General features: G+C 61.9%; 23 protein-coding genes. 19 read left to right on the top strand and 4 right to left on the bottom strand.

Going from position 1 to position 24455, the window contains the following annotated elements; translation table 11 throughout:
- Positions 1-14 precede the first annotated feature (14 nt).
- From ESZ53_RS00600 to rbfA, 7 genes are all read left to right on the top strand, one after another.
- The gene (locus tag ESZ53_RS00600; protein ID WP_129071061.1) at positions 15-1073 is read left to right on the top strand and encodes an alpha/beta fold hydrolase; all 1059 of its coding nucleotides are present in this window, start codon (positions 15-17) and stop codon (positions 1071-1073) included.
- A 40-nt stretch (positions 1074-1113) separates the two neighbouring features.
- Complete coding sequence (gene ispG / locus ESZ53_RS00595) at positions 1114-2262, top strand: flavodoxin-dependent (E)-4-hydroxy-3-methylbut-2-enyl-diphosphate synthase (protein WP_210403816.1); 1149 nt, start codon at positions 1114-1116, stop codon at positions 2260-2262.
- Positions 2263-2280: 18 nt separating this feature from the next.
- A complete protein-coding gene (locus tag ESZ53_RS00590; protein WP_129071060.1) occupies positions 2281-4062 on the top strand; it encodes a proline--tRNA ligase in 1782 nt (593 codons plus the stop codon).
- A gap of 75 nt (positions 4063-4137) precedes the next feature.
- On the top strand, positions 4138-5139 hold the full coding sequence (gene nusA, locus ESZ53_RS00585) for a transcription termination factor NusA (RefSeq protein WP_129071059.1): 1002 nt from the start codon (positions 4138-4140) through the stop codon (positions 5137-5139).
- 114 nt (positions 5140-5253) lie between these two features.
- Positions 5254-5544 carry a YlxR family protein gene (locus ESZ53_RS00580; protein ID WP_129071058.1) on the top strand — a complete coding sequence of 97 codons (291 nt, stop codon included), beginning with the start codon at positions 5254-5256 and terminating at the stop codon, positions 5542-5544.
- Between the two features lie 90 nt (positions 5545-5634).
- Positions 5635-8448 carry a translation initiation factor IF-2 gene (gene infB, locus ESZ53_RS00575; protein ID WP_129071057.1) on the top strand — a complete coding sequence of 938 codons (2814 nt, stop codon included), beginning with the start codon at positions 5635-5637 and terminating at the stop codon, positions 8446-8448.
- Between the two features lie 127 nt (positions 8449-8575).
- Positions 8576-9079, top strand: coding sequence for a 30S ribosome-binding factor RbfA (gene rbfA, locus ESZ53_RS00570; RefSeq protein WP_129071056.1), 504 nt, complete (start codon positions 8576-8578; stop codon positions 9077-9079).
- Positions 9080-9130: 51 nt separating this feature from the next.
- Here rbfA and ESZ53_RS00565 read toward each other — a convergent pair whose 3' ends face one another.
- Both ESZ53_RS00565 and ESZ53_RS00560 read right to left on the bottom strand, forming a co-directional pair.
- Complete coding sequence (locus tag ESZ53_RS00565) at positions 9131-10024, bottom strand: A/G-specific adenine glycosylase (RefSeq protein ID WP_371683541.1); 894 nt, start codon at positions 10022-10024, stop codon at positions 9131-9133.
- The gene (locus tag ESZ53_RS00560; RefSeq protein ID WP_129071055.1) at positions 10021-11025 is read right to left on the bottom strand and encodes a ketopantoate reductase family protein; all 1005 of its coding nucleotides are present in this window, start codon (positions 11023-11025) and stop codon (positions 10021-10023) included. Before ESZ53_RS00560 ends, ESZ53_RS00565 begins: the two co-directional genes overlap by 4 nt.
- A gap of 134 nt (positions 11026-11159) precedes the next feature.
- Here ESZ53_RS00560 and truB point away from each other — a divergent pair, with 134 nt between their 5' ends.
- From truB to ESZ53_RS00540, 4 genes are read left to right on the top strand one after another with little or no spacing between them, the layout of a single operon-like run.
- Positions 11160-12134 carry a tRNA pseudouridine(55) synthase TruB gene (gene truB / locus ESZ53_RS00555; protein ID WP_129071054.1) on the top strand — a complete coding sequence of 325 codons (975 nt, stop codon included), beginning with the start codon at positions 11160-11162 and terminating at the stop codon, positions 12132-12134.
- Positions 12127-12495 carry a hypothetical protein gene (locus tag ESZ53_RS00550; RefSeq protein ID WP_129071053.1) on the top strand — a complete coding sequence of 123 codons (369 nt, stop codon included), beginning with the start codon at positions 12127-12129 and terminating at the stop codon, positions 12493-12495. Before truB ends, ESZ53_RS00550 begins: the two co-directional genes overlap by 8 nt.
- A 25-nt stretch (positions 12496-12520) precedes the next feature.
- Positions 12521-12934, top strand: a complete 414-nt coding sequence (locus ESZ53_RS00545; RefSeq protein ID WP_129071052.1) for a hypothetical protein — start codon at positions 12521-12523, stop codon at positions 12932-12934.
- A 1-nt stretch (position 12935) separates the two neighbouring features.
- Positions 12936-13892, top strand: a complete 957-nt coding sequence (locus tag ESZ53_RS00540) for a bifunctional riboflavin kinase/FAD synthetase (RefSeq protein ID WP_129071051.1) — start codon at positions 12936-12938, stop codon at positions 13890-13892.
- Positions 13893-13901: 9 nt separating this feature from the next.
- Here ESZ53_RS00540 and ESZ53_RS00535 read toward each other — a convergent pair whose 3' ends face one another.
- Entirely contained in the window at positions 13902-14171 is a 270-nt protein-coding gene (locus ESZ53_RS00535; RefSeq protein WP_129071050.1) for a hypothetical protein, read from the bottom strand.
- A 90-nt stretch (positions 14172-14261) separates the two neighbouring features.
- Here ESZ53_RS00535 and ESZ53_RS00530 point away from each other — a divergent pair, with 90 nt between their 5' ends.
- On the top strand, positions 14262-15509 hold the full coding sequence (locus ESZ53_RS00530; protein ID WP_129071049.1) for a CynX/NimT family MFS transporter: 1248 nt from the start codon (positions 14262-14264) through the stop codon (positions 15507-15509).
- A gap of 45 nt (positions 15510-15554) precedes the next feature.
- Here the strand turns inward: ESZ53_RS00530 and ESZ53_RS00525 are convergent, their stop codons facing one another.
- Positions 15555-16520, bottom strand: a complete 966-nt coding sequence (locus tag ESZ53_RS00525; protein WP_129071048.1) for an ROK family protein — start codon at positions 16518-16520, stop codon at positions 15555-15557.
- 190 nt (positions 16521-16710) lie between these two features.
- Between ESZ53_RS00525 and ESZ53_RS00520 the strand changes: the two genes are divergently transcribed.
- From ESZ53_RS00520 to ESZ53_RS00490, 7 genes are all read left to right on the top strand, one after another.
- Positions 16711-17655, top strand: a complete 945-nt coding sequence (locus tag ESZ53_RS00520) for a sugar-binding transcriptional regulator (RefSeq protein ID WP_129071047.1) — start codon at positions 16711-16713, stop codon at positions 17653-17655.
- Positions 17652-18665: a deoxyribose-phosphate aldolase gene (deoC, locus tag ESZ53_RS00515; protein ID WP_129071046.1), complete on the top strand. Its 1014-nt coding sequence runs from the start codon at positions 17652-17654 to the stop codon at positions 18663-18665. The genes ESZ53_RS00520 and deoC overlap by 4 nt, the downstream gene beginning before the upstream one ends.
- A gap of 8 nt (positions 18666-18673) precedes the next feature.
- Complete coding sequence (locus ESZ53_RS00510; RefSeq protein WP_129071045.1) at positions 18674-20185, top strand: aldehyde dehydrogenase family protein; 1512 nt, start codon at positions 18674-18676, stop codon at positions 20183-20185.
- The gene (locus ESZ53_RS00505) at positions 20182-21039 is read left to right on the top strand and encodes an aldehyde dehydrogenase family protein (protein WP_129071044.1); all 858 of its coding nucleotides are present in this window, start codon (positions 20182-20184) and stop codon (positions 21037-21039) included. The genes ESZ53_RS00510 and ESZ53_RS00505 overlap by 4 nt, the downstream gene beginning before the upstream one ends.
- Before the next feature lie 58 nt (positions 21040-21097).
- Positions 21098-21943 (top strand): CAP domain-containing protein, encoded by an 846-nt coding sequence (locus ESZ53_RS00500; protein ID WP_129071043.1) that lies wholly within the window; start codon positions 21098-21100, stop codon positions 21941-21943.
- A 69-nt stretch (positions 21944-22012) separates the two neighbouring features.
- Positions 22013-23488: an SDR family oxidoreductase gene (locus ESZ53_RS00495; RefSeq protein WP_129071042.1), complete on the top strand. Its 1476-nt coding sequence runs from the start codon at positions 22013-22015 to the stop codon at positions 23486-23488.
- Positions 23489-23524: 36 nt separating this feature from the next.
- Positions 23525-24427 (top strand): ribokinase, encoded by a 903-nt coding sequence (locus ESZ53_RS00490; RefSeq protein WP_129071041.1) that lies wholly within the window; start codon positions 23525-23527, stop codon positions 24425-24427.
- Positions 24428-24455 lie beyond the last annotated feature (28 nt).

The raw sequence follows: 24455 nt of genomic DNA, 5'->3' as shown, positions 1-24455 counted from the left end.
CCAAAGGACACACCATGGCTACCCTTCTCGACGGCATTGTCCAGCACAGCGTCACGACACCGCGCATTGTTGCGTCGGTGTTGGAGCGCCCGGCAGAAAACCCCACCTCGACCGTGGTTTTCGTGCACGGCAACGTCTCGTCATCGCTGTTCTGGCAGCCGACGATGCTTGCGCTCGACAGCAGTGTGCGCGCGCTCGCCATCGATCTTCGAGGCTTCGGCGATAGCGAAACTCTTCCTGTGGATGCCACGCGCGGCGTTCGCGACTTCTCCGACGACATCGCTTCGGTGCTCGACGCGCTGAGCATCGAGAGCGCGAACTTCGTCGGGTGGAGCCTGGGCGGCGGAATCGTTATGCAGTTCATGCTCGATTATGCCGACCGTGTTGAGACCGTCTCGTTGGTGTCTCCCGTCTCGCCCTACGGCTTCGGTGGTACGAAGGGAGCGAATGGTGAGCTTCTCAACGCCGAGTGCTCGGGCACGGGAGGCGGGGGAGCGAACCCCGACTTCGTGGCCCAGTTGAACGCGGGCGATGCGGCCGACGAGTCGCCGACATCCGCTCGGTCGGTGTTCCGCACCGCTTATGTGGCGGATGCCGCAGCCCACACCGAACACGAAGATCTCTGGGTCGAATCAATGCTCACGACCGCCACGGGCGAGGACAACTACCCGGGGGACGCGGTTGCTGTCGACGCCTGGCCCGGCTTCGGCCCCGGCGGTCGTGGCGTGCTCAACACCATGACCCCCAACCACTTCAACGTCAGCGCCATCACCGAGTTGCCGACGAAGCCGCGCATTCTCTGGGTGCGCGGTTTGAAAGACGCGATTGTGTCGGATGCCTCCGGTTTCGACCTCAACTTCTTAGGACAGCTTGGTGTCATCCCGGGCTGGCCCGGCACCGAGGTAGCCCCGCCGCAGCCGATGATCGAGCAGACCCGTGCGGTCTTCGAGCGGTACAAGGCCAATGGCGGCGACTACACCGAGCTGGTGTGGGATAACTGCGGCCACTCGGCCCACCTCGAACGGCCGCGGGAATTCGTTGCTGCACTGACTGCTCACCTCGGCGCGCGCTAGCGTTCCGCCGATGTTCAGGTGTCGGCTTTAGGATAGATGAGTGCCAGCAATCAATCTCGGAATGCCGAAAGTCCCTGAAGTCCTCGCTCCCCGTCGCAAGACGCGGCAGATCAAGGTCGGTTCAGTCGGCATTGGCAGTGAATCACAAGTCAGTGTTCAGTCCATGACGACAACGCAGACCACCAACATCGACGCTACTTTGCAGCAAATTGCAGAGTTGACGGCATCCGGTTGCGACATCGTGCGCGTTGCTGTGCCTCACCAAGACGACGCGGATGTATTGCACATCATCGCGAAGAAGAGCCAGATTCCGGTTATTGCCGACATTCACTTTCAGCCGCGCTACGTTTTTTCGGCGATCGATGCCGGAGTGGGTGCCGTGCGCGTCAACCCCGGAAACATTCGCAAGTTCGACGACAAGGTCGGAGAAATTGCCAAGGCTGCCAAAGATGCGGGTACGAGCCTGCGCATTGGTGTCAACGCTGGTTCGCTCGAGCCGAGCTTGCTCCAGAAGTACGGCAAGGCCACTGCGGAAGCGCTCGTCGAGAGCGCTGTCTGGGAGGCAAGCCTGTTCGAAGAGCACGACTTCCACGACTTCAAGATTTCGGTCAAGCACAACGACCCCATCGTCATGGTCAAGGCGTACCGCATGCTCGCTGAGCGCGGCGACTGGCCGCTGCACCTCGGCGTAACCGAGGCAGGTCCCGAGTTCCAGGGAACGATCAAGAGCGCCACGGCCTTCGGCATCCTGCTCTCGGAGGGCATCGGCGACACGATTCGCGTCTCGCTCTCGGCTCCTCCCGTTCAAGAGATCAAGGTCGGCCTGCAGATTCTGCAGTCGCTCAACCTGCGCGAGCGCAAGCTCGAAATCGTGTCGTGCCCCTCGTGTGGTCGCGCTCAGGTCGACGTCTACAAGCTCGCCAACGATGTCACAGAGGGCCTCGAAGGTATGACGGTTCCGCTGCGCGTTGCCGTGATGGGCTGCGTCGTCAACGGACCGGGTGAAGCCCGCGAAGCTGACCTTGGTGTTGCCAGCGGTAACGGCAAGGGCCAGATCTTTGTGAAGGGTGAAGTCATCAAGACGGTTCCCGAAGCAGACATCGTGGCCACGCTGATCGAAGAAGCGAACCGTATCGCCGCAGAAATGCCGGCCGGAGAAATTGGTAGCCCGCAAGTTCTTACCCCGTAGGCGCACTACCATTGAGGCGTGTCTACACGTCTCTCTCAACTCTTTGTCCGCACGCTTCGCGAAGATCCCGTCGATGCTGAAGTTGCCAGCCACCGCCTATTGGTGCGAGCCGGCTACATCCGTCGACAGGCTCCCGGTGTTTTTGCGTGGTTGCCGCTTGGTCTCAAGGTTCGCCGCAAGATCGAGGCCGTCATCCGCGAAGAACTCGAAACGTTCGGTGCTCAAGAAGTGTTGTTCCCGGCTTTGTTGCCGCGCGAACCGTACGAGCTCACGGGCCGGTGGACCGAGTACGGCGACGGAATCTTCCGTCTCAAAGACCGCAAAGACGCCGACTACCTCTTAGCGCCCACGCACGAAGAGGTCTTCACATTGCTCGTGAAAGACCTGTACTCGAGCTACAAAGATTTGCCGCTGTCGATCTACCAAATCCAGGACAAGTACCGCGATGAGGCCCGCCCCCGTGCCGGCCTGCTGCGTGGTCGCGAGTTCTCGATGAAGGACAGCTACTCCTTCGATTACACGGATGCCGGTCTCGACATTTCGTACCAGCAGCACCGTGACGCGTACGAGCGCATCTTCAACCGCCTCGGCCTCGAGTACGTTGTCGTGTCGGCGGATGCGGGAGCGATGGGTGGCTCGAAGAGCGAAGAGTTCCTGCACCCGACTCCCGTTGGCGAAGACACCTTTGTCCGTTCGGCTGGTGGCTATGCTGCCAACGTCGAGGCTTACCGCACGACTCCGCCAGCGGCGTTGCCGATCGAGGGGTTGCCCGCGGCGCTCGTGTTCGATTCGCCCAACACGCCCACTATTGACACTCTCGTGGCGCTTGCTAACGAGCAGCAGCCTCGTGACGACCGCCCGTGGACGGCTGCGGACACGCTCAAGAACATCGTGCTGGCGCTCACCTCGATTGATGGTTCTCGCGAGCTCGTCGTTGTTGGCCTCCCCGGTGACCGCGATGTCGACATGAAGCGTGCCGAAGTTGCGTTCGCTCCGGCTGAGGTCGAGCCCGCCACCGAAAAGGACTTTGCCGAACTCGCCAAACTCGAGGGCAACCCCGGCTTCGTCAAGGGCTACATCGGGCCGTGGTCGCCCGAGGGCGCCGTTATCGGCGAGAAGTCGACCACCGGGGTGCGTTTTGTACTCGACCCGCGCGTGGTCGATGGTACCCAGTGGATCACGGGCGCCAACGTTCACGAGAAGCACGTTCTCGGCCTCGTGGCTGGGCGCGACTTCATCGCTGATGGCACCGTTGAAGTGGCGGATGTCCGCGCCGGCGATCCTGCTCCTGACGGAAGTGGTCCCATTGAGACCGCTCGCGGCATGGAGATCGGTCACGTGTTCCAGCTCGGCCGCAAGTACGCCGAGATTCTCGGGCTCAAGGTTCTCGACGAGAATGGCAAGCTCGTCACCGTCACGATGGGCTCCTACGGAATCGGTGTCACGCGCTTGATGGCGGCGATTGCCGAGACCACCAACGATGGCAAGGGCCTGCTCTGGCCCAAAAACATCAGTCCCTTCGACGTTCATATCGTCGCCGCGGGCAAGGATGCTGTCGTCTTCGAGACGGCGGAAACTTTGGTCGGATCGCTCGAGCAGGCCGGCCTCGACGTGCTGTTCGACGACCGTCCCAAGGTCTCGCCCGGCGTGAAATTCGGCGATGCTGAGCTTCTGGGCGTTCCTATGATCGTGATCGTTGGTCGCGATGCGGCCAACGGAATGGTCGAAGTCTGGGATCGTGCCACCAACGAACGCACTAGTACGCCCGTTGCCGACGTCGTCGCCGCACTCACGAAATAAGCCAGCTAAACTAGCAAGTTCGGAGCCGCAGACGGTTCTGAGTCACAACCCCTAAATGAATATCGGAGGTCCTCAATGGATATCGACTTGAGCGTGCTGCGCATGATGGAGCGCGAGCGAGAGATACCGTTCGAAGAACTGGTGCTGATCATTGAGCAGGCGATTTTGAGCGCCTATCTCAAGCACGTTGAGGCTCCCGAAGGTAAGGCTGTAGAAGTGCAGCCAACCGCTCGTGTTGTGCTCGACCGCAAAACCGGCCACGTCAGTGTCTGGGTCCCTGAGTACGACGAAGAGGGTGCGGTTATTGGCGAGGCTGAAGACAGCCCCAGTGATTTCGGACGTATTGCTGCGTTCGCAGCAAAACAGGTCATCAACCAGCGTTTGCGCGACATTGGTGACGACAAGGTCCTTGGTGAATTCAAGGGTCGCGAGGGTGACATTGTTGCCGGCGTCATTCAGCAGGGCCCCAACCCGCGCATGATTCACGTTGATCTCGGAACAGTGGAAGCTCTCATGCCTCCCGAAGAGCAAGTTCCCACCGAGGAGTACACTCACGGTGCGCGCATCCGGGTGTACGTCACCGCCGTGAATAAGGGTGACAAGGGGCCGCAGATTACGGTCAGCCGAACGCACCCTTCGCTCGTTCGCAAGTTGTTCGCGCTTGAGGTCCCTGAGATTGCCAGCGGTTTGGTAGAAATCACCTCGGTTGCTCGCGAAGCCGGGCACCGCACCAAGATGGCCGTGCGTGCCACCGAAGCGGGCATCAACGCTAAGGGTTCGTGTATCGGTGAACTCGGTCAGCGTGTTCGCGCCGTCACCGCTGAGCTCAACAGCGAGAAGATCGATATCGTCGACTACTCCGAGAACCTCGCTCAGTTTGTTGCGAACGCGCTCTCTCCCGCCAAGGTATCGAGCTCCTACGTAATCGACGAGGCCACCAAGGCCGTTCGTGCACTGGTACCGGACTACCAGTTGTCGCTTGCGATCGGTAAGGAAGGGCAGAACGCCCGCCTTGCTGCCAAGCTCACGGGTGCTCGCATCGACATCCAGCCCGACTCCATTCTCGACGAAGATTAACCTTCGCCCGTGTTGGTCCCGCACGCCAGTGTGCTGCGGGGCTGACCGGGGCGTTTGCTCGCTACCCGCTGTGCGCGGGCGCGGGGGAGTGCGGGATTGCAGAGTAGGGGTATTATGGATGCAGTAAGAACGTGTGTTGGTTGTCGCGCAAGCGCCAGCAGAACCTCGTTACTGAGAGTTGTCGCATCTCACGGTGCGGTGGTGGCCGACCAATCGGCCACACTTCCGGGTCGCGGTGCGTGGCTTCATCCCACAACTTCGTGTTTTGATTCTGCGGTTAAACGCAGGGCTTTTGCGCGTGCGTTGAAGGTTGAACCACCGCTAGATACCGGAGCACTTCTTTCAGTGTTAGCTGAATATGAGGCGGGACATCAACCGATGTCCCCTAACGAACAGGCTGATTGACCTATGGACAACTAATGAGCGGCTCGAAATGAGTTCCGTCCGTAATTAGTGGTCTGCCCCTGTCTGGGAGCAGACCCAGACAGGAGAAAAGTGGCTGCAAAACCACGCGTACACGAAGTCGCCGCCGAAGCTGGCGTCGATAGCAAGGCTGCCCTAGCGAAGCTCAAAGAAATGGGCGAATTCGTTAAGGGCCCATCTTCGAGCATTGAGCCCCCCGTCGCCCGACGGCTAAAGGCTGCACTCGAGGCTGACGCAGCACAGGCTCCGGCCGCAGAAGAGAAGCCCAAGGCTGCTCCGAAGGCCGCGCCCAAGGCTGCCGCGAAAGCGACGCCTAAGCCCAAGACCCCGATGCCCAGCGCACCGACCCCGGCACCGGTTGCCGAGGAAGCACCCGCTGCGGCACCAGAGCCCGAGCAGGCTCGCGAACCAGAAGAGGGAGCGGTTCCCGCTCCGCTGACGGTCGCAGAGCGTCAAGCTCAGGCTCTTGCTGCCGAAAAGGCAGCTGCTGCTGAGAAGGCGTCCGCTGAGTCTGGCGCAAAGCCTTCTGGCGCAGCGGATGCTCCCAATCCCTCCGCAGTTCCTCGCCCGGGTACTCCCCGTCCGGGAAACAACCCCTTCGCCTCTAACCAGGGAATGGGTCGCCCCGCAGCAGGCGGCGGCGCAGGCGGCTCGATTCCTCGTCCCGGTGCACCTCGGCCCGGACTTCCTCGTCCTGGCGCTCCTCGTCCTGGCGCACCGCGTCCCGGTGCTCCGCGTCCTGGGTCCCCGCGTCCGGGCTCACCTCGTCCCGGTGGACCGGGTCAGGGTCAGCGTCCCGGTGGCTTCGGTCAACGTCCGGGCGGTCCCGGCGCAGCCGGTGCCGGTGCACGTCCCGGTGCAGCTGGCGGCGGATTCCGTCCCGGTGGAGCTCCGAACAACTTTGGTCCTAACCGTCCGCCAGCTGGCGGTCGCGGTCGCGGCCCGGGCGGCGGTACCGCAGGTGCCTTCGGTCGTGGTGGCGGCAAGAGCAAGGCGCGCAAGTCGAAGCGGGCGAAGCGGGCAGAGTTCGAACTGAGAGAAGCACCGTCGCTTGGTGGCGTTAGCGTCCCCCGCGGAAATGGCAAGGAAGTAATTCGCCTTCGTCGTGGTGCCTCCATCACCGATTTCGCTGACAAGATCGACACGAGCCCCGGAAACCTCGTTACCGTTCTGTTCCACTTGGGGCAGATGGCGACAGCTACCGAGTCTCTCGACGAGGCGACCTTCGACATTCTGGGTGAAGAGCTCGGGTTCAAGATCGAAATGGTCTCGCCTGAAGAAGAAGATCGCGAACTGCTTCTCGGCTTTGACATGGACCTCGACCAAGAGCTGGAAGACGAATCGGACGATGAACTCGTCGTTCGCCCTCCCGTTGTCACGGTCATGGGTCACGTCGACCACGGTAAGACCAAGCTGCTCGACTCCATCCGTAACGCCAACGTTGTCGCTGGCGAAGCCGGTGGCATCACCCAGCACATCGGTGCTTACCAGGTTGTCAAAGAGCACGACGGCATCGAACGTCCGATTACCTTCATTGACACCCCGGGCCACGAAGCGTTCACCGCTATGCGTGCTCGTGGTGCTCAGGTCACCGACGTTGCGATCCTGGTGGTTGCAGCAGACGACGGAATCATGCCGCAGACGGTTGAAGCCCTCAACCACGCTCAGGCAGCTAACGTTCCGATCGTTGTTGCGATCAACAAGATCGATAAAGAAGGCGCCAACCCCGCAAAGGTTCGCCAGCAGCTCACCGAATTCGGCCTCGTTGCCGAAGAATACGGCGGAGACACGATGTTTATGGACGTTTCGGCGCTCAACAACATCGGTATCACCGAGCTGCTCGATGCTGTGCTCTTGACGGCGGATGCCGGACTCGACCTGCGCGCAAACCCCAACAAGGATGCACGTGGTGTCGCGATTGAAGCCAAGCTCGACAAGGGTCGCGGTGCGGTTGCTACCGTGCTCATCCAGTCGGGAACGCTTGAAGTCGGAGACCCCATCGTTGCGGGTACCGCTTACGGTCGCGTTCGTGCCATGTTCGATGAGAACGGCGATTCGGTTACTCATGCGGAGCCTTCGCGCCCCGTTGCAGTACTCGGTCTGACCTCTGTACCCAAGGCCGGCGACGTGTTCTTGGTTACCGATGACGACCGTATGGCCCGCCAGATCGCTGAGAAGCGCGAAGCAGCAGAGCGTAACGCGCTGCTCGCTCGTAGCCGCAAGCGCATCAGCCTCGAGGACTTCACGAAGGCCCTCGAAGACGGCAAGGTCGAATCGCTCAACCTCATCATCAAGGGTGACGTATCGGGTGCTGTTGAAGCCCTCGAAGAGTCGCTGCTCAAGATTGATGTTGATGACTCGGTTCAGCTGCGCATCATCCACCGCGGTGTCGGTGCTGTTACCGAGAGCGACATCAACCTCGCCACGGTCGACAACGCCATCATCATCGGATTCAACGTTCGCCCTGACCCGAAGGCGCGCGAACGCGCGGTTCGTGAAGGTGTTGACGTGCGCTTCTACTCGGTTATCTACGCCGCGCTCGAAGATGTTGAGAACTCGCTCAAGGGAATGCTCAAGCCTGAATTTGAAGAAGTTCAGTCGGGTGTTGCTGAGATCCGCGAGATCTTCCGTTCCTCCAAGGTCGGAAACATCGCCGGTGTCATCGTGCGATCGGGAACGATCACCCGAAACGCTCGGGCACGAGTTATTCGCGAAGGTGTCGTCGTTGGCGACAACCTGGCAATCGACTCGCTGCGTCGTTTCAAGGATGACGTCACAGAAGTTCGTACCGACTACGAAGCCGGAATCGGCCTCGGTAAGTTCAACGACATCCAAATCGGTGACGAGATCGAGACAATCGAAATGAAGGAAAAGCCGCGAGTCTAATCTCGTTGGCTTATGACGGTACCCAGGTCAGGAAGCGGAGCTACGCAGGCTCCGCAAGCTTCCTGGCCTGGGTGCCGTCAACGCCTCAGTTAATCTCGAGGCAGCACAAGTTATAGAAGGAGTAGAGATGGTTGACGCAGCTCGTGCCGCGAAAATGGCGGACCGCATCAAGGTAATCGTTGCCAAGACGCTTGAGCGTGGCATTAGAGATCCTCGTTTAGGTTTCGTGACCATCACTGACGTTCGGGTAACCGGCGACCTCCAGCACGCCTCCGTGTTCTACACGGTCTACGGCAGCGATGAAGAGCGCGCCGAAAGCGCCGCCGCTCTCACCTCAGCGACCGGCCTTGTCCGTCGCGAAGTCGGTAAGAATCTCACCGCACGCCTCACCCCGTCGATCCAGTTCATTCCCGACGGAATTCCCGAAAACGCCGCTCTCATTGATTCGCTGCTGACCGAAGCGCACCAGCGTGACGCCTCCGTCGAGGCGCTCAAGAAGACCGCGAAGTATGCCGGGGACGAAGACCCCTACGTGAAGCCGCGCGACATCGCCGCCGAAGAAGAAGCCGCCGGCTTCGACGATGACGATGATGACGACGACGATGGTCACTACGTCAGCGGTAACGCTTAAGTGATTTCGCTCGGTCTGAGCAGACTCTCGGCGCGTCACCCAGCGAACGGATTAGGGCAGAACGTAACCCGAGTCCTCCGCAACGGCGAGGCCGTCTTTGAGCAGGCCGGCCAAGGCGCGGTCGCGCTGGGCGGCATCCGCCCAGATTTGTTCAATTTCGGTTGGCGTCACGGGGATATCGCTCGCGCGAAGTTCGGCGAGAATCAGCCCGCGCACCTGGCGGTCTGATCCTTCGAACTTCTTCTGCACGATCTGTTTCTTGCCCTCGTAGGCGGGGTACCCTGCCGCACGCCACGCGCAGAGATCGCGCACCGGGCATTGCTCGCACTGCGGCTTTTTAGCGGTACAGACAATCGCGCCGAGTTCCATGACCGCCGCATTGGTTGCCTGTGCGGCTACGCGCTCGTCGGGCAGCAGTAGTTCCATGGCGGCGAGGTCGCGCTTGGTCGACGGAGGGCCAGCCTCACCGACGCCATCCACGGCTCGCGCAATCACGCGTCGCACGTTGGTGTCGACGACCGGATGCCGGTGCCCGTAGGCGAAGGCGGCCACTGCCCGAGCGGTGTAGTCGCCAATACCAGGCAGAGCCAGTAACGTCGGCACATCGTCGGGCACCACGTTGTTGTGCTGCTCGGCAATCAGGGTCGCGGCGGCATGCAGATTGAGGGCACGTCGGGGGTAGCCGAGGCGTTCCCACGCTCGGACAGCATCCCCGGGCGCTGAGGCCGCGAGAGCTGCGGGCGTCGGCCACCGGTCGAGCCATTGCTCAAGGCGAGGAATCACTCGCACGACCGGCGTTTGCTGCAGCATGATCTCGCTTACGAGGATGCCCCAGGCGCCAAACCCGTCGTGCCTCCACGGCAAGTCACGCCCGGCCTCGGCAAACCACTCGCGAATCTGGCGGGAGAGCTCTAAGCGGTCGGCGGCCGGTGCAGCAGCGGTCACTGGTGCATCACGCTGGCACAGCGCGCCACGGTGTCATCGGGGCTGAGAAAGTTTCCGGTCGCCTCGACGTCGTGCACCAACTCGACCATAAGAGCGTTGAGTGGGGCCTCGTTGCCGCGTTCCTGCGCGGCGCGCACTACGGCGCCGTTGAGCGCATCCACTTCGCTCGGTTGGCCTCGGCGGATGCTCTGCAGGGTCGAGCCCGGGTTGGGGGTGCGACCCATACGGCGGCCCATGGCGAGCGGGATGAGCTGGCCGAACCACAACGGTGCGCGAGCGAACTGACGTAAACGGCGGTGGGACAGGCCCTGCAACGTTTCGAAGTAAATGCCCTGAGCAAGCGCGACCCTCGCGGTTTCCCGCATGCTGGCCGTCATGATGAGGCGCAGGCGGGAGTCGGCAAGGACCTCCTGCGCGCTGAGTCCGGTGATCGCCGGCAACGCATTGACTTGGTTGATAACGAGCTTGGTCCATTGGGCGCCCCGAAAGTTGGGGACGGCGAAGGTGGGCATCACGGCATTGAGCACATCGGCGGCGTAGCGGGCCGGCACATCGTTATCGCCGGCGACGCCAAGGTAGCTTGGGCCAGCGGCAGTTACGTGGATGGTGCCGGGGGAGAGGAATGATGAGGCGAAGGTGGCGAGCGCACCGATGATGTCCGACCGCGGTGAGGCCTGCGCCGCAGTATCGAGAGAGTCGAGACCGTTTTGAAAAATGACGACGGGAACATTTCGTACATACCGGATGTTGTCGCGAAGCGCTTGCTCAGCGTCGTGCGCTTTCGTCGCAACAATGACGAGCTCGTTGACGCGGCTGAGAGTGGTGGCGGCGCGCACTCGCGAGACGCTGTCGCCCCAAGCTCCGGTCAGAGTGAGTCCTGATTCTCGGAGCGCCTGGAGGTGTGCACCGCGTGCCGTAACTTCGACGTCATTGCCGGCGCGCGCGAGTAATCCTGCAATGGCGCCGCCGACGGCACCTGCCCCAATAATGCCGATTCGCATAGCCGCAAGTCTAAGTGCAGCGGATGAAGATATCTCGTCAGCGTAGGGCGGGGCACACTCGTGCGTCGGGTGCGCCAGAATTGGCTAAAGTTGTTGGGCTGCCCATCCGGGGTCGCCAGGGCGAAGGGAACGGCATGGCAAAGCCACCGCGCAATCCTGCCAGCGGAATCTTGTTCGTGGATAAGCCGCAAGGCATCACGAGTCACGGCGTTGTTTCGCGAGCCCGCAAGGCGATCGGTACTCGCAAGATCGGCCATGCCGGCACCCTTGACCCCATGGCTACTGGCCTCCTCGTACTTGGCGCGAACAACGCCACTCGGCTGCTTACCTATCTCGTCGGCCTCGATAAGCAGTACACCGCAACGATCCGACTGGGAGCGTCGTCGAACACCGACGACGCCGAGGGCGAGCTTTCAGAACCAGCGGATGCCGCGACTCTCGCCGCCGTCACTGACGATGCCATCGCGCAGGCAGTTGCCGCCCTCACCGGTGCCATTTCGCAGCGGCCGAGTTCGGTCAGCGCCATCAAAGTTGATGGCAGGCGCGCGTATACGCTGGCGCGGGCTGGTGAAGAGGTCGTTCTCGCCGAGCGTGCGGTGACCGTTTCTGCTTTCGACGTGCTCACGATTACGCGCGGAGAGTTCATCGATCTGAACGTGCTGGTCGATTGCTCGTCGGGTACGTACATCCGGGCACTAGCTCGTGATGTGGGGGAGGCCCTCAACGTCGGCGGGCACTTGACGGTACTTCGCCGCACAAAGGTCGGGCCTTTCTCGGTCGAGAACGCCAGCGCGCTCGATTCCGATCTCGAGACTCAACTGGTTGCTCCAGCGACGGTGGCCGCGCAACTCTTCGAGACAGTGCAGCTTGACGCTCAGCAGTCGAAGGATCTCTCTGACGGCAAACGCATCGCACTCGCGCCACAGGCGGCGACGCCTATAGCCGCTCTGGCCCCCGACGGCCGCCTCCAGGGGCTCATCCAGATCGTCGACGGGCGTGCCCACGTGCTGTCCAATTTTCCGCGCGATGCGCAGCCTCTCCAGCAGCAGCAGGCTGCTGCGCTCGAGGGCGATACCGTTTCTGAGGAAGGTACCCCAAACAATGGTTGAGTGGTTTGTGTGGGTCCAAGTGATCATTGCGGTATTGGCGGGAACCGCCGCTGTCATCGCGGGCTTTGCCAAGGTGACCCCCAACGACTATTCCCTGGGGGCAACGCTTCTCGTTGAAGCTCTACTGATAGTGCAACTCGTCATGGCGATCGTCTCTCCGTTCTTGGGAAACGTCGCTACCGGTAGCGCCTTGGAGTTCTGGATCTACTTAGTGTCCGCCATCCTGATTCCGCCCGCCGCCGTCATGTGGGGCCTCATCGAACGCAACCGGTGGAGCACCGTGATTCTGGGTGTCGCCTGTCTGTCGGTTGCCGTGATGGTCTACCGCATGAGCCAGATCTGGTTTGTGCAATTGGCCTAGCCAAGAGCGCCTAAAGTTGAGAGAGATGACAAGCACACGTTCTTCAACAGCCTCGGGTATTGGCCGAGTGCTCATCGCCGTCTACGCTGTGATGGCCTTGGGCGCTACTGCGCGTTCGCTATTTCAGATCGCGACGAAATTTGACGACGCTCCGATCGCATATGTCCTTTCGGCGCTAGCTGGACTCGTATATATTGTGGCCACCGTCGCACTCATTCGTTCGGGCCGTGTCTGGTACCGGATCGCCGTAGTCGCGATCGTTTTCGAGCTTGTCGGCGTCATCACCGTAGGTACGCTCAGCCTCGTGGATGCCGTCCTCTTCCCCGCCGATACCGTGTGGTCAGCTTTCGGTGCGGGTTACCTTTTCGTGCCGCTCGCTCTTCCCGTGCTCGGCCTCATCTGGCTATATCGAGTGCGTATCACTGAGGGGCGGCGCTGAGATGGATCTCTTCGAATCGATTGATGCTGTGCCAGAGTCTTATGGTCCGGTCGCCGTCACTATTGGCAAGTTCGATGGCGTTCACAGCGGTCACCGCGCGGTGCTCGCGCGTCTGCGTGAGGTTGCCGCTGAACGAGGCTTGCGCTCGATCGTGGTGACTTTCGACCGCAATCCCATGAGCCTGCTGAACCCTGCCTCGTGCCCGCAGCCCTTGCTCAGCAAGGAGCAGAAGCTTGAACGTTTAGCGACCACTGAGATTGACGGCACTCTGGTGCTGACCTTCGATCGCGCCCTCAGCGAAGTCTCGGCCGAGGACTTCGTCGCGACGATTCTCGCCGGTGCGCTCAACACCAAAGTCGTTCTCGTCGGTGCCGATTTCCGCTTCGGCGCTCGTGGTGCCGGCGACGTCGCGCTGCTTCGTCAACTCGGCGAAGCGCACGACTTCGAGGTCGTCGTGATCGACGACATTGCGCTCGAAGAGGGCCGCCGGGTGTCATCCACGTTTGTGCGTGAATTGCTCTCTGAAGGTCGTGTGGCTGAGGCAGCGCAACTGCTCACTGCCGCTCATTCTGTGCGGGGAGTTGTCGTGCTTGGCCAGCAGCGAGGGCGGGAGCTCGGGTATCCGACCGCCAACCTTGACCGCAACTTAGAAGGGTTCATTCCCGCCGACGGAGTCTACGCGGCGTGGCTCGTGGTTGACGGCGTTCACTTCGCCGCTGCCGTTTCCATTGGCAACAACCCGACTTTTGACGGGGTGCCTGAGAAACAAGTAGAAGCCCACGCTCTCGACCAAGACTTCGATATTTACGGTAAGCGAGTCGAGATCGAATTCGTCGAATACGTTCGCGGGATGGTCAAGTACACGACGGTCGATGCTCTCATCGACCAGATGTGCCTTGATGAGGTAGCCGTGAGAGAAATCTTGGGCGTCCCCGCGAAGGAAACGCCCAAGAAATAGGTCGTAAGACTAGCCCTTGAGCAGCTTGTCGAGGGGAACCTTCACGCCGTTCTTGAGGTTCTCAACAACGTCGTCGGGCACGTTGCCCACGATCGGCAGGTTGAGGTCTTTTGCCCAGTTGGCGACAGTCTCGAGGATCGTGTCGGTGTCGAGTCCCTTGAGGGTCGGCTGGATGCCTTCCCAGATGGGCTCGAGTGCATTCTTATCGAGGCCCTTGCCTTTGACGAGGTCGCCGACGACATCGCCGATGTCTCCAAGGTCGAATCCGCTGTTTCCCATAACTGTCTCCTCAGACGTGTGGCCGACACGGGTTGCCGACGATACCCACCATCGTAGGGGGTGCTGATTTCTCAACGTAGACTCGTGCGAATGACTACTCCCACGCGCACCCTCTGGAGGGGGCGTCTTCTCGCGCTCGCCGGCATCCTCTTCGTCGCACTGAACGTGCGCACCGCGGTTGCTGCTATTTCGCCCATCATCGGCGTCATTGAGAACGACATCCCGATCTCTGGTCTGGGTCTGGGCGTGCTCGGGATGCTGCCTCCGATCGCCTTTGCAATCGCCGGTATTGCTGCTCCAGCTCTCGCTCGCGCCCGCGGTCTCGACGCGAGTCTGCTGATTTCAGCGGCCGCCATGGTTGCCGGATCGGCTCTGCGCGCCGTCAGCGACAACTACATTCTTTTGGCCCTCGGCAGCTTCATCGCGCTAGCCGGCATGGGCGTCGGCAACGTCCTGCTGCCTCCCGCCGTAAAGAAGTACTTCCCGGACCGTTTGGCGACGGTGACCGGCGGTTATGTCATGCTCATCTCGCTGGGTGCTGCCATCCCCGCCTTCTTCGCGGCCCCGGTAGCCGAGGTTGCTGGCTGGCGCGCATCCGTCGCCGTCTGGGCCGTGCTGGCGTTGACCGCTCTCATCCCGTGGCTCGTGCTCACCGTTCGTGGGCGGCGTGCCAAGCGCAACACTGCGCTCGATGCGACCGTCGTGCCCGTGGCATCCGACATCTCAGTGTGGGCTGTAGCGAAGTCGCGCACGGCGTGGGCGATCACCATCGCGTTCGGCGTCTCCTCGATTGGGTTTTATTCTTTCTTCGCGTGGCTGCCCGAGATCCTGATCGAGTCAGCGGGTTTCAGTCCGGTTGAGGCGGGCGCAATGCTCTCCCTCTTCGGGCTTATCGGTATTCCGCTGGGCATTCTCAGCCCCATTCTGGCCAGCCGCGTCTCAAACATCGGAGTCGTAATCGCCGGAGGTGTCTTTGCCGGAGTGCTCGGCTACCTCGGGCTTGCATTCTTCCCGACGACGCTGACCTGGCTCTCGGTGATTTTTGTCGGGTTCGGAACCATTCTCTTCCCGCTCTGCCTCGTACTCATCAACCTGCGCACACGCAGCCATCAGGGATCAGCAGCGCTCAGTGGGTTCGTGCAGAGCGTCGCCTACACGGTCGCCGCTCTCGGTCCCTTTGCGGTAGCGCTCGTGCGCGAACTGAGCGGCGGCTGGATGTGGCCGCTGATGTTCCTGCTCAGCTCCAGCTTGCTAGCGCTCATCAGCGCCGTGATGCTCTCGCGCCCCAGTTTTGTCGAAGACGAGTTGGGTATCCCGGTCGCGGCGCTCGAGGACTAGGTCCGGCGAGCACCGACTCAGGCGAGCACCGACCTTTCTGGGGACCTAGCGGGGCTCGAGGGCTGAGACGCTCAATCGTTCCGGGTGGTGCACGAGAGCAGCAGCGCCAATTAGGGGGCCATCGCTAGAGAGGCCGGACGCCACGACCCGCACCTTCGTGATGAAGGGGAACGGTGCGCGATCAGTGATTGCTTCGGCAACAAGGTCGATGTAGTCGGCGGCCACATGTGAGAAGCCACCGCCGATAGCGACCAACTCAAGGTCGACGAGGGCCGTCGCTGAGGCGATGCCGTGACCGACCGCGCGAGCAGACCGACGCACTGCGCGTATCGCCAGTTCGTTGCCCGCGGCATAGTCTGCGGCCAATTCTTCGCCGGTCGTGCCAGTCCAGCCCTGGCTTTGGGCCCACTCCACGGTTTTGGGACCTGCTGCGACCGCCTCAACGCAACCGGTTCCGCCGCATCCGCAGCGAGCGGTCTCGCCGCCGACTTCAACGTGACCGAAGTGGCCCCCGTTGCCGGTGGGGCCGTCGATCAGCTGGTTGTCGAGGATGAGGCCGCCGCCGACACCGGTCGAGACAACCATTCCCATGAAGTACTTCACTCCCTGAGCGGCGCCGATCCAGTGTTCGGCAAGGGCAATGCAGTTGCCGTCGCCGCGCAGAGCGACGGAGAGGCCGGGAAGCTCAGCTTCGACGAGGGCGCGCACGCCGTAGTCGCGCCAGGCCGGCAAGTTAAGGGGCGATACCTCACCGCGTGATACCGAGATGGGGCCGGCGCTTCCGATACCGGCTCCGAGAAGTTCGGCGCCATCGGGGAGTGCGGCCGTTGACTGTCGCACGACGGTGCGCACGCTGTCGGCGAGCTGGTCGCTCGACGATGCGCGGCCCGTGGGGGCGCGGAAGCGGCTCGTCGCGAGAACGACGCCGTTCGGGTCAACGAGGGCAGCCTCGACTTTGGTACCGCCAATGTCAATGGCGAGGGCATAGCGATTCGATGTGGTGGTGGTCACGGCATCCACCTTATGGGGTGCAAGGGGAGTGCTGCGCCCATCGGACCACGTTCGTGTGGTGTTCAGGTTCAGGGTGTTGGCTGCGCATGTGCGCACTCGCCGCTCATCACGCCTGCTCATCTGAGCAAGGCCTACTGCATATGTTGCAGCACAGTGCGCAGGACTCTATCGTTGAAGTCAGGAGGCAGCAGTGGATGAATCAACCGAGCTATTGGCCGTGCGCGTTGCCGAGCTCTACTACGAAGAAAACAAGACTCAGGACGAAGTCGGTGCTCTTCTCGGTATTACCCGTTGGAAGGTGGGGCGCCTGCTGACTCGCGCTCGCGAAGCCGGCATCGTGCGCATCGAAATCATTCACCCCCGTGCCCGGCGACTGGACATCGAACGCCAGTTGCGAGACCGCTTCGGTCTTAAGGACGCGGTCGTCGTTCCGCTGCCCGCCGACGCGGATGAGGTCACCCCTCGCGTGGCCCAAGCGGCTGCCGATTACTTGGCCGCTGTGCGCCCCGTTCCTCGTACCCTCGGTGTGAGCTGGGGTCGCACTCTTGACGAGGTTGCTCGATTGCTCGCTCCTGGCTGGACCGTTGGTGTGCAGGTCGTGCAGATCAACGGCGGCGTGAGTCTCAACAGCAAGCAGGGGACCGCTGCGCAGACCGCTGTCACGATTGCGCAGAAGGGTCACGGTCAAGCAACGCTGCTGCCGATCCCCGCCATTCTGGAGCAGGTCGAGACCAAGCGCGCGATTGAACGCGACCGCGCTGTGGCTAGCGTTCGGGCCCTGGGTGCTTCGGCATCCGCCTATCTGTATAGCGCCGGAGTTGCCGGGGCTAGTTCGGTTCACGTCGATAGCGGCTACCTGACCGAGAGCGATGTCGATGACCTCGTCTCCAAGGGAGCCGTCGGAGACGTGGTTGGCCGGTACATCAACGGTGCTGGAAAGATCGTCGATTCCGCTCTGGATGAGCGCACGGTCGGTATCGGTCTTGATGAGCTCCGTGCCGCCGAGCACGCAATTTTTGTCGTCGCTGGCGACGCTAAACATGACGTCGCGCGCGCCGTCGTTACCAGTGGGCTGTGTTCCGTCATCGTCACCGATGAGGCCACCGCTCACGCCCTTCTGGAGGAAACCACATGACAATCGAACAGGCCATCGCGCTCGCTCCTGCTGAGCGCGCGGTCAACCTCATCGGCTCAGATCTGACCGAGAAGTCACTCAAGCTGCACCTCGAGGGGCTTTCGGGCGTTGACGCGGTCGGGCTTGAGCAGCGTGCTGCAGCGCTCGGCACGCGCTCGATCAAGACCACGTCAAAGGCGTGGGCTCTTGACACCATCATCAAGCTCATCGACCTCACTACGCTCGAAGGTGCGGATACCCCCGGCAAGGTACGCTCGCTCGCGGCTAAGGCCGTGCTGCCTGATGCTTCGGATTCCTCCACCCCGCAGGTCGCAGCCGTGTGCGTGTATGGCGACATGGTTCCGTACGCAGCAGAGGCACTTGGCTCATCCTGGTCGAACGGTTCTGACAGCGGAATCAACGTAGCCGCTGTCGCTACCGCGTTCCCGAGCGGACGTTCCTCGCTGCCCATCAAAATCATGGACACCAAGGAAGCCGTCGCTAACGGAGCAGACGAAATCGACATGGTCATCGACCGTGGCGCGTTCCTCTCCGGCAAGTACGGTGTTGTTTTCGATCAGATCGTTGCTGTCAAAGAGGCATGCCGCCGCGAAAACGGTACCTACGCTCATCTCAAGGTGATCCTGGAGACCGGCGAACTGAACACGTACGACAACGTGCGCAAAGCATCGTGGTTGGCAATTCTCGCCGGGGGAGACTTCATCAAGACCTCCACCGGTAAGGTTTCGCCGGCAGCGACCCTGCCCGTCACGTTGCTCATGCTTGAGGTTGTGCGCGACTGGCACCTGCTCACCGGCGAGAAGATCGGTGTGAAGCCTGCTGGTGGCATCCGCAGCTCGAAAGATGCCATCAAGTACCTCGTGACTGTTGCCGAAACTGTGGGCGAGGAGTGGCTTCAGCCGCACCTGTTCCGTTTCGGAGCCTCCAGTCTCCTCAATGACGTGCTCATGCAGCGTCAGAAGCTCACCACCGGCCACTACTCCGGCCCCGACTACGTCACGATTGACTAAGGCACCCCATGACTGAGAATGACAAAGCACTGAGCGTGAAGGCACCAAGCTTTCTCGACTACGCGCCAGCCCCAGAATCAACTTCGGTTCTGCACCTGAAGAAGCACTACGGTCTCTTCATTGACGGCGAGTTTGTGGATGGCCGCGGCGACGCGTTCACCACGATCTCTCCGGCAACCGAAAAGGAGATCGCTTCGATCTCCAACGCCAACAGCGCCGATGTGGATTCTGCCGTCGCTGCAGCCCGCAAGGCCTACGACCGCACCTGGTCGAAGCTCTCGGGCGCCGACCGCGGCAAGTACCTCTTCCGCATCGCTCGCCTCGTGCAGGAGCGGGCCCGCGAGCTTGCTGTTGCCGAGAGCCTCGACAACGGAAAGCCGATCAAGGAGAGCCGTGACGTTGACGTGCCTCTCGTCGCTGCGTGGTTCTTCTACTACGCCGGGTGGGCCGACAAGCTCGACTACGCCGGTCTCGGACCGAACCCGCAGTCGCTCGGTGTTGCCGCTCAGGTAATCCCGTGGAATTTCCCGCTGCTCATGCTCGCGTGGAAGATCGCTCCGGCGCTCGCCGCGGGAAATACCGTTGTGATCAAGCCGGCTGAGACCACTCCGCTGAGCGCGATGATCTTTGCCGAAATCCTGCAGCAGGCTGACCTGCCCAAGGGTGTTGTCAATATCGTCACCGGCGCCGGCGACACGGGCCACGCGCTCGTTAACCACCCGGATGTCAACAAGGTCGCCTTCACCGGCTCGACCGGTGTTGGCCGTGCGATCGCCAAATCGGTCGCGGGTACGGGCAAGAAGGTCACGCTCGAGCTCGGCGGTAAGGCCGCGAACATCGTCTTCGATGACGCCCCGATGGACCAAGCCATCGAAGGAATCGTCAACGGCATCTTCTTCAACCAGGGTCACGTCTGCTGTGCAGGATCACGCCTTCTGGTTCAAGAGAACGTGCACGACGAGGTCGTCGACCGTCTCAAGGCGCGACTCTCCACCTTGCGCATGGGCGACCCGCTCGACAAGAACACCGACATTGGTGCGATCAACTCCAAGGCTCAGCTCGACCGCATCCGCGAACTCAGCGACATCGGTGAAGCCGAAGGGTCCGAGCGCTGGACCGCGGACTGCCCGATCCCTGAAAACGGTTTCTGGTTCGCTCCAACGATCTTCACGAACGTGTCGACCTCGAGCCGCATCGCTCGCGAAGAGGTCTTCGGGCCGGTACTGAGCGTGCTCACGTTCCGCACGCCGGCAGAAGCTATCGCCAAGTCCAACAACACGCCCTACGGGCTGTCGGCGGGCATCTGGAGCGAGAAGGGCTCACGCGTTCTCGCTGTGGCCGACAAGCTGCGCGCGGGCGTGATTTGGGCGAACACGTTCAACCGCTTCGATCCTGCGTCGCCGTTTGGTGGCTACAAGGAGAGCGGCTACGGCCGCGAGGGCGGCCGTCATGGACTCGCTTCGTACCTAGAATCCGCTGGATGGGCTGCGCCCGCCGTCACGAAAGGTGGCAAGAAATGACCCGTCTCACGGTTCCTAAGACCTACAAGCTCTACATCGGTGGCAAGTTCCCGCGCAGCGAAAGCGGTCGCACGTACGAAGTCACTACCAAGAAGGGCGCGTTCCTTGCGAACGCAGCCTTGGCAAGCCGCAAGGACGCCCGGGATGCCGTAGTGGCCGCCCGCGCAGCGGTCAGCGGCTGGTCGGGGGCCACGGGCTACAACCGCGGCCAGGTGCTGTACCGCATTGCGGAGCTCCTTGAGGGCCGTCGCGAGCAGTTCATCGACGAGCTCATGGCTACGGAGTCCCTGTCGAAATCGGCTGCGACCGCACAGCTCGACACCGCCATTGACGCGTGGGTCTGGTACGCCGGTTGGGCTGACAAATACGTGCAGGTAGCCGGAAACGGTAACCCCGTCTCTGGCCCGTACTTCAACCTGTCAACGCCGGAGCCGAGTGGCGTTATCGCGATCGTTGCTCCGCAAGACTCGTCGTCGCTGCTTGGCCTCGTGAGCGTTATCGCTCCGGCGCTCGTCAGCGGTAACACCGTCGTCGTAGTCGCCCACCAGAACGCTCCGCTGAGCGCGATCAGCCTCTCTGAGGTGCTCGCGACGAGTGACGTTCCCGGGGGAGTCGTCAACATCCTCACGGGGTCGCCCGCCGAGATCGCTCCGTGGCTTGCGAGCCACGCAGATGTCAATGGTCTCGACCTTGCCGGAGCAGAACAGCTCGAGTGGGTTGACCTTCAAATCGCGGCTGCCGATACGCTCAAGCGCGTCTCAGGCCCGGTCGTGGGAGTTCCCGCGCCCTCCATCGAACGTGTCGTTCAGTGGACCGAGACAAAGACCGTGTGGCACACGAAGTCTCTGATTTAGCCGAGAGGTGTGGCGTGGGGGTTGCCCAGCGCGCGTATCCACGGATACTTGCTGAGTAATGATTTTTTCACGCCACACTCCCTCCCGTATCGCCAGTGGATTTTTTGCACTTCTTCTCGCGGTTTTTCTCGTTCCTATTGCTGCTGCAGCCCCTGCTTCTGCAGCAGAAGCCGACACCATCCACGGGCTTGTCAATCAAGCGCGGTGGGATAACGGTCAGCAGGGCCTCATCCGCAACGCCGACATGGATGCCGTTGCGTTAGCGTGGGCCAAGAAGATGGCGGCGAGCAGCACCATGTCGCACAATCCCGACTATTCGGCTCAGATTCCGTCAGGGTGGCGCTCCGCCGGCGAGAACGTCGCCCAGGGATACCCGACCGCGCAGTCGATGCACGACGGTTGGATGGGGTCGCAGGGGCACCGCGAGAACATCTTGGGTTCCTTCACCGACATCGGGATCGCTTTTTATCAAAGCGGTGGCACGACGTGGGGTGTGCAGGTGTTCGCGACCTACCCCGGCCATACCGGGCCAGACGCGCCTCCCGCCGCAGACCCCGCTGCCACTTCTGAGCCATCGAGCGACTCGAGTAGCACGCCGACGCCCAAGGCCACCAAGACGCCTTCTCCGACAGAGACTCCTGATCCCGAATCGACGTCGTCGACCGGAGCAGGCGGATCCTCGGGCGGCTCGACTGGCGAGGGAGCCGTTGGCGAAATCGACGGAACGATCACTCCCACGCTGTCGCAGGCCGAATTGCAGGCGAGCGTGTACGGCGCGAAGCCGGATCAGACTTGGATGGCGTGGACCATCTTCTTCAGCATCCTCGCCCTCAGCGGCGCAGCCTGGTTCGTTGTCTGGCGCCGTCTCAAGTCTCGCAGCCCGGTAGCGCGTCGAGCCCGCTAAGAACAGGGCGGCGGCAGATACCGAGGTAACTGTGCGCTGCCTCCCAGCGGCCGTGCCTAGGCTTACAGCATGCGCGTTCTTGTAACTGGAGCAACTGGATATCTCGGCGGCCGATTGGTGCCTCGACTCATTGAGGCGGGGCACAGCGTCCGTGTTCTCGTGCGCAATCCGCGAAAGCTGCGCGATGTGCCATGGAGCGACGATGTTGAGGTCGTCGTGGGTGACCTCACCGATGCCGACAGCCTTGTCGCTGCCGTCGACGGCATTGACGCGCTCTACTACTTGGTCCATGCCATGGGAGCTGCTGGCGACTTCGAGAAGACTGAAAAGCTGTCAGCCATGAACGTGGCCCACGCCGCCAAGAAGGCGGGGGTCTCGCGCATCGTCTACCTCGGCGGGCTTCACCCCGAGGGCGATATTTCTGAGCTCAGCCGCCATTTGCGCAGCCGGGCCGAAGTCGGCAACATCCTGCTCGAGTCAGGTGTACCGACCATCGCGTTCAACGCTGGGGTCGTTATCGGCTCCGGTTCGGCCTCCTTCGAGATGATTCGTCACCTCACGGAAGTTCTGCCGTACATGCCCGCGCCGAAGTGGGTGCGCAACTTCATTCAGCCCATCGCGGTACGCGATGTGCTCTACTACTTGGTTTCGGCGCTCGAATTGCCGGCTGACCTCAACCGCAGTTTCGACATCGGCGGACCGGATGTGCTGCGCTACGGTCAGATGATGAACGGTTACGCCGTCGAGGCGGGGCTGCACCAGCGCCCCATCGCCTCACTGCCCGTGCTGACTCCGTGGCTGGCGTCGCAATGGGTGAATCTCGTCACGCCTATCCCTCGTCTTTTGGCGGTGCCGATCATTGAGTCGCTTCAGTTCGACTGCATTGTTCGTGACAAGTCAGTCTCAGATTTCATCCCTGCCCCAGAGGGTGGGCTCACGAGTTATCGCGCGTCGGTGCGACTAGCGCTGGTGAAGATGGGCGACGGCGAAGTGGAGACGAGTTGGCAAGACGCGACCGTCGTTGGTGCGCCGAGCGACCCCATCCCCAGTGACCCCGAGTGGACCGGTCACACCGTCTATACCGACCTGCGCGAACGAGAGACTCCAGCGTCAGCCGCCGCACTCTGGGCTGTGGTTGAGGGCATCGGCGGCGAGAACGGGTGGTATTCGTTCCCGCTCGCGTGGGCCATGCGCGGCTGGCTCGACAAGCTGGTTGGTGGGGTCGGCCTGCGACGTGGCCGCCGTCATCCGACCACCCTCAACACCGGCGACGCGTTGGACTTCTGGCGGGTTGAGAGCATCGAGCGCGGGCATAGCTTGCGCCTCCGGGCAGAAATGAAGCTGCCGGGCCGGGCGTGGCTTGAGCTGAGCGTCGAAGATCGTGGCGAAGCCGGATCGTTCTATCGTCAGCGGGCGGTCTTCTTTCCGAGCGGGCTGGGTGGTCGCCTCTACTGGGCGGCGATCCTTCCGTTCCACGGCGTGATCTTCAGCGGAATGGTGAATCGCATTCTCGCTGCGGCGGAATCGGATACAGAAGCCGAATAAGCCCCGTTCCTCCGGGGAATGCGTTACTTTTGACTAATGTCTGGAATCGTCGTCGTTGGTAGCGCAAACATTGATCAGGTCTTTCGAGTAGACCGTATTCCCTCGCCGGGAGAAACCGTGCTTTCGCGAGGAGTGAATACCGCACTGGGCGGTAAAGGTCAGAATCAGGCCGTCGCTGCAGCGCGCGCTGGTGTTTCGACTACCTTCATCGGCGCCGTCGGCAACGACGGATTCGGTGACATGGTGCGGTCGGGGCTTGTGGCAGACTCAATCGACGTCACGCATCTGCGAACTACGGAAAGGCCCACCGGCACGGCGCTAATCGCGGTGGACAACACGGGCGAAAACACGATCATTGTCGAGGCGGGGGCGAACGCTGATGTCGCCGACCTGACAGCGACAGATTCCTCAGCGCTGAGTGCGGCATCCGCTCTCGTCATGCAACTCGAGATTCCTCTGGCCACCGTGATCGAAGCAGCACGAATCGCTCGGGCCGTCGGCACCCGCGTCATTCTGAACGCCGCGCCCATTCAAGCTCTGCCGTCAGATCTGCTGGAGAACCTCGACATACTTATCGTCAACGAGCACGAGGCTGCCGAGCTCGCGCGCGACAACGATCTCTCCAGCGAATTGGATGGGATCGGTGAGCGCTTGCTGAGCCTCGTCTCGACCGTCATCGTGACGCTCGGTTCGAAGGGTGCCGCACTTCACCGCGTCGGTTCCGAGCCCGTCATTGTTCCGGCGCATCGGGTCACGGCCGTCGACGCTACGGGCGCGGGTGACACCTTTTGTGGTGCGTTCGCCGCGGGTGTGGTGGAGGGCATGATGCTGGAGGACGCCCTGCGTTTTGCTGGAGCCGCGGCATCCATCTCGGTAGAGAACCATGGAGCGGTTCCGTCGATCCCGTTTCGCGAGGCGATTGAGACACGCCTCAAGTAATTCGCCGATAAGGTAACGGATTGGTAAC

The sequence above is a fragment of the Salinibacterium sp. UTAS2018 genome (genome assembly GCF_004118935.1).
Classification (GTDB): Bacteria; Actinomycetota; Actinomycetes; order Actinomycetales; family Microbacteriaceae; genus Rhodoglobus.
The sequence above is the reverse complement of the archived record's forward strand: the minus strand, read 5'-3'. Positions and strand labels throughout refer to the sequence as shown.

Bases quoted from the DNA above. Each gene is read 5' to 3' on its own strand.
- ESZ53_RS00510 (WP_129071045.1), top strand. From the start codon at position 18,674: ATGACTGAGAATGACAAAGCACTGAGCGTGAAGGCACCAAGCTTTCTC.
- deoC (WP_129071046.1), top strand. From the start codon at position 17,652: ATGACAATCGAACAGGCCATCGCGCTCGCTCCTGCTGAGCGCGCGGTC.
- ESZ53_RS00550 (WP_129071053.1), top strand. From the start codon at position 12,127: ATGGTTGAGTGGTTTGTGTGGGTCCAAGTGATCATTGCGGTATTGGCG.
- ESZ53_RS00600 (WP_129071061.1), top strand. From the start codon at position 15: ATGGCTACCCTTCTCGACGGCATTGTCCAGCACAGCGTCACGACACCG.
- ESZ53_RS00560 (WP_129071055.1), bottom strand. From the start codon at position 11,025: ATGCGAATCGGCATTATTGGGGCAGGTGCCGTCGGCGGCGCCATTGCA.
- ESZ53_RS00495 (WP_129071042.1), top strand. From the start codon at position 22,013: ATGCGCGTTCTTGTAACTGGAGCAACTGGATATCTCGGCGGCCGATTG.
- ESZ53_RS00580 (WP_129071058.1), top strand. From the start codon at position 5,254: ATGGATGCAGTAAGAACGTGTGTTGGTTGTCGCGCAAGCGCCAGCAGA.
- ESZ53_RS00505 (WP_129071044.1), top strand. From the start codon at position 20,182: ATGACCCGTCTCACGGTTCCTAAGACCTACAAGCTCTACATCGGTGGC.
- ESZ53_RS00530 (WP_129071049.1), top strand. From the start codon at position 14,262: ATGACTACTCCCACGCGCACCCTCTGGAGGGGGCGTCTTCTCGCGCTC.
- ESZ53_RS00545 (WP_129071052.1), top strand. From the start codon at position 12,521: ATGACAAGCACACGTTCTTCAACAGCCTCGGGTATTGGCCGAGTGCTC.
- ESZ53_RS00535 (WP_129071050.1), bottom strand. From the start codon at position 14,171: ATGGGAAACAGCGGATTCGACCTTGGAGACATCGGCGATGTCGTCGGC.
- truB (WP_129071054.1), top strand. From the start codon at position 11,160: ATGGCAAAGCCACCGCGCAATCCTGCCAGCGGAATCTTGTTCGTGGAT.
- rbfA (WP_129071056.1), top strand. From the start codon at position 8,576: ATGGTTGACGCAGCTCGTGCCGCGAAAATGGCGGACCGCATCAAGGTA.
- nusA (WP_129071059.1), top strand. From the start codon at position 4,138: ATGGATATCGACTTGAGCGTGCTGCGCATGATGGAGCGCGAGCGAGAG.
- ESZ53_RS00540 (WP_129071051.1), top strand. From the start codon at position 12,936: ATGGATCTCTTCGAATCGATTGATGCTGTGCCAGAGTCTTATGGTCCG.
- ESZ53_RS00490 (WP_129071041.1), top strand. From the start codon at position 23,525: ATGTCTGGAATCGTCGTCGTTGGTAGCGCAAACATTGATCAGGTCTTT.
- ESZ53_RS00500 (WP_129071043.1), top strand. From the start codon at position 21,098: ATGATTTTTTCACGCCACACTCCCTCCCGTATCGCCAGTGGATTTTTT.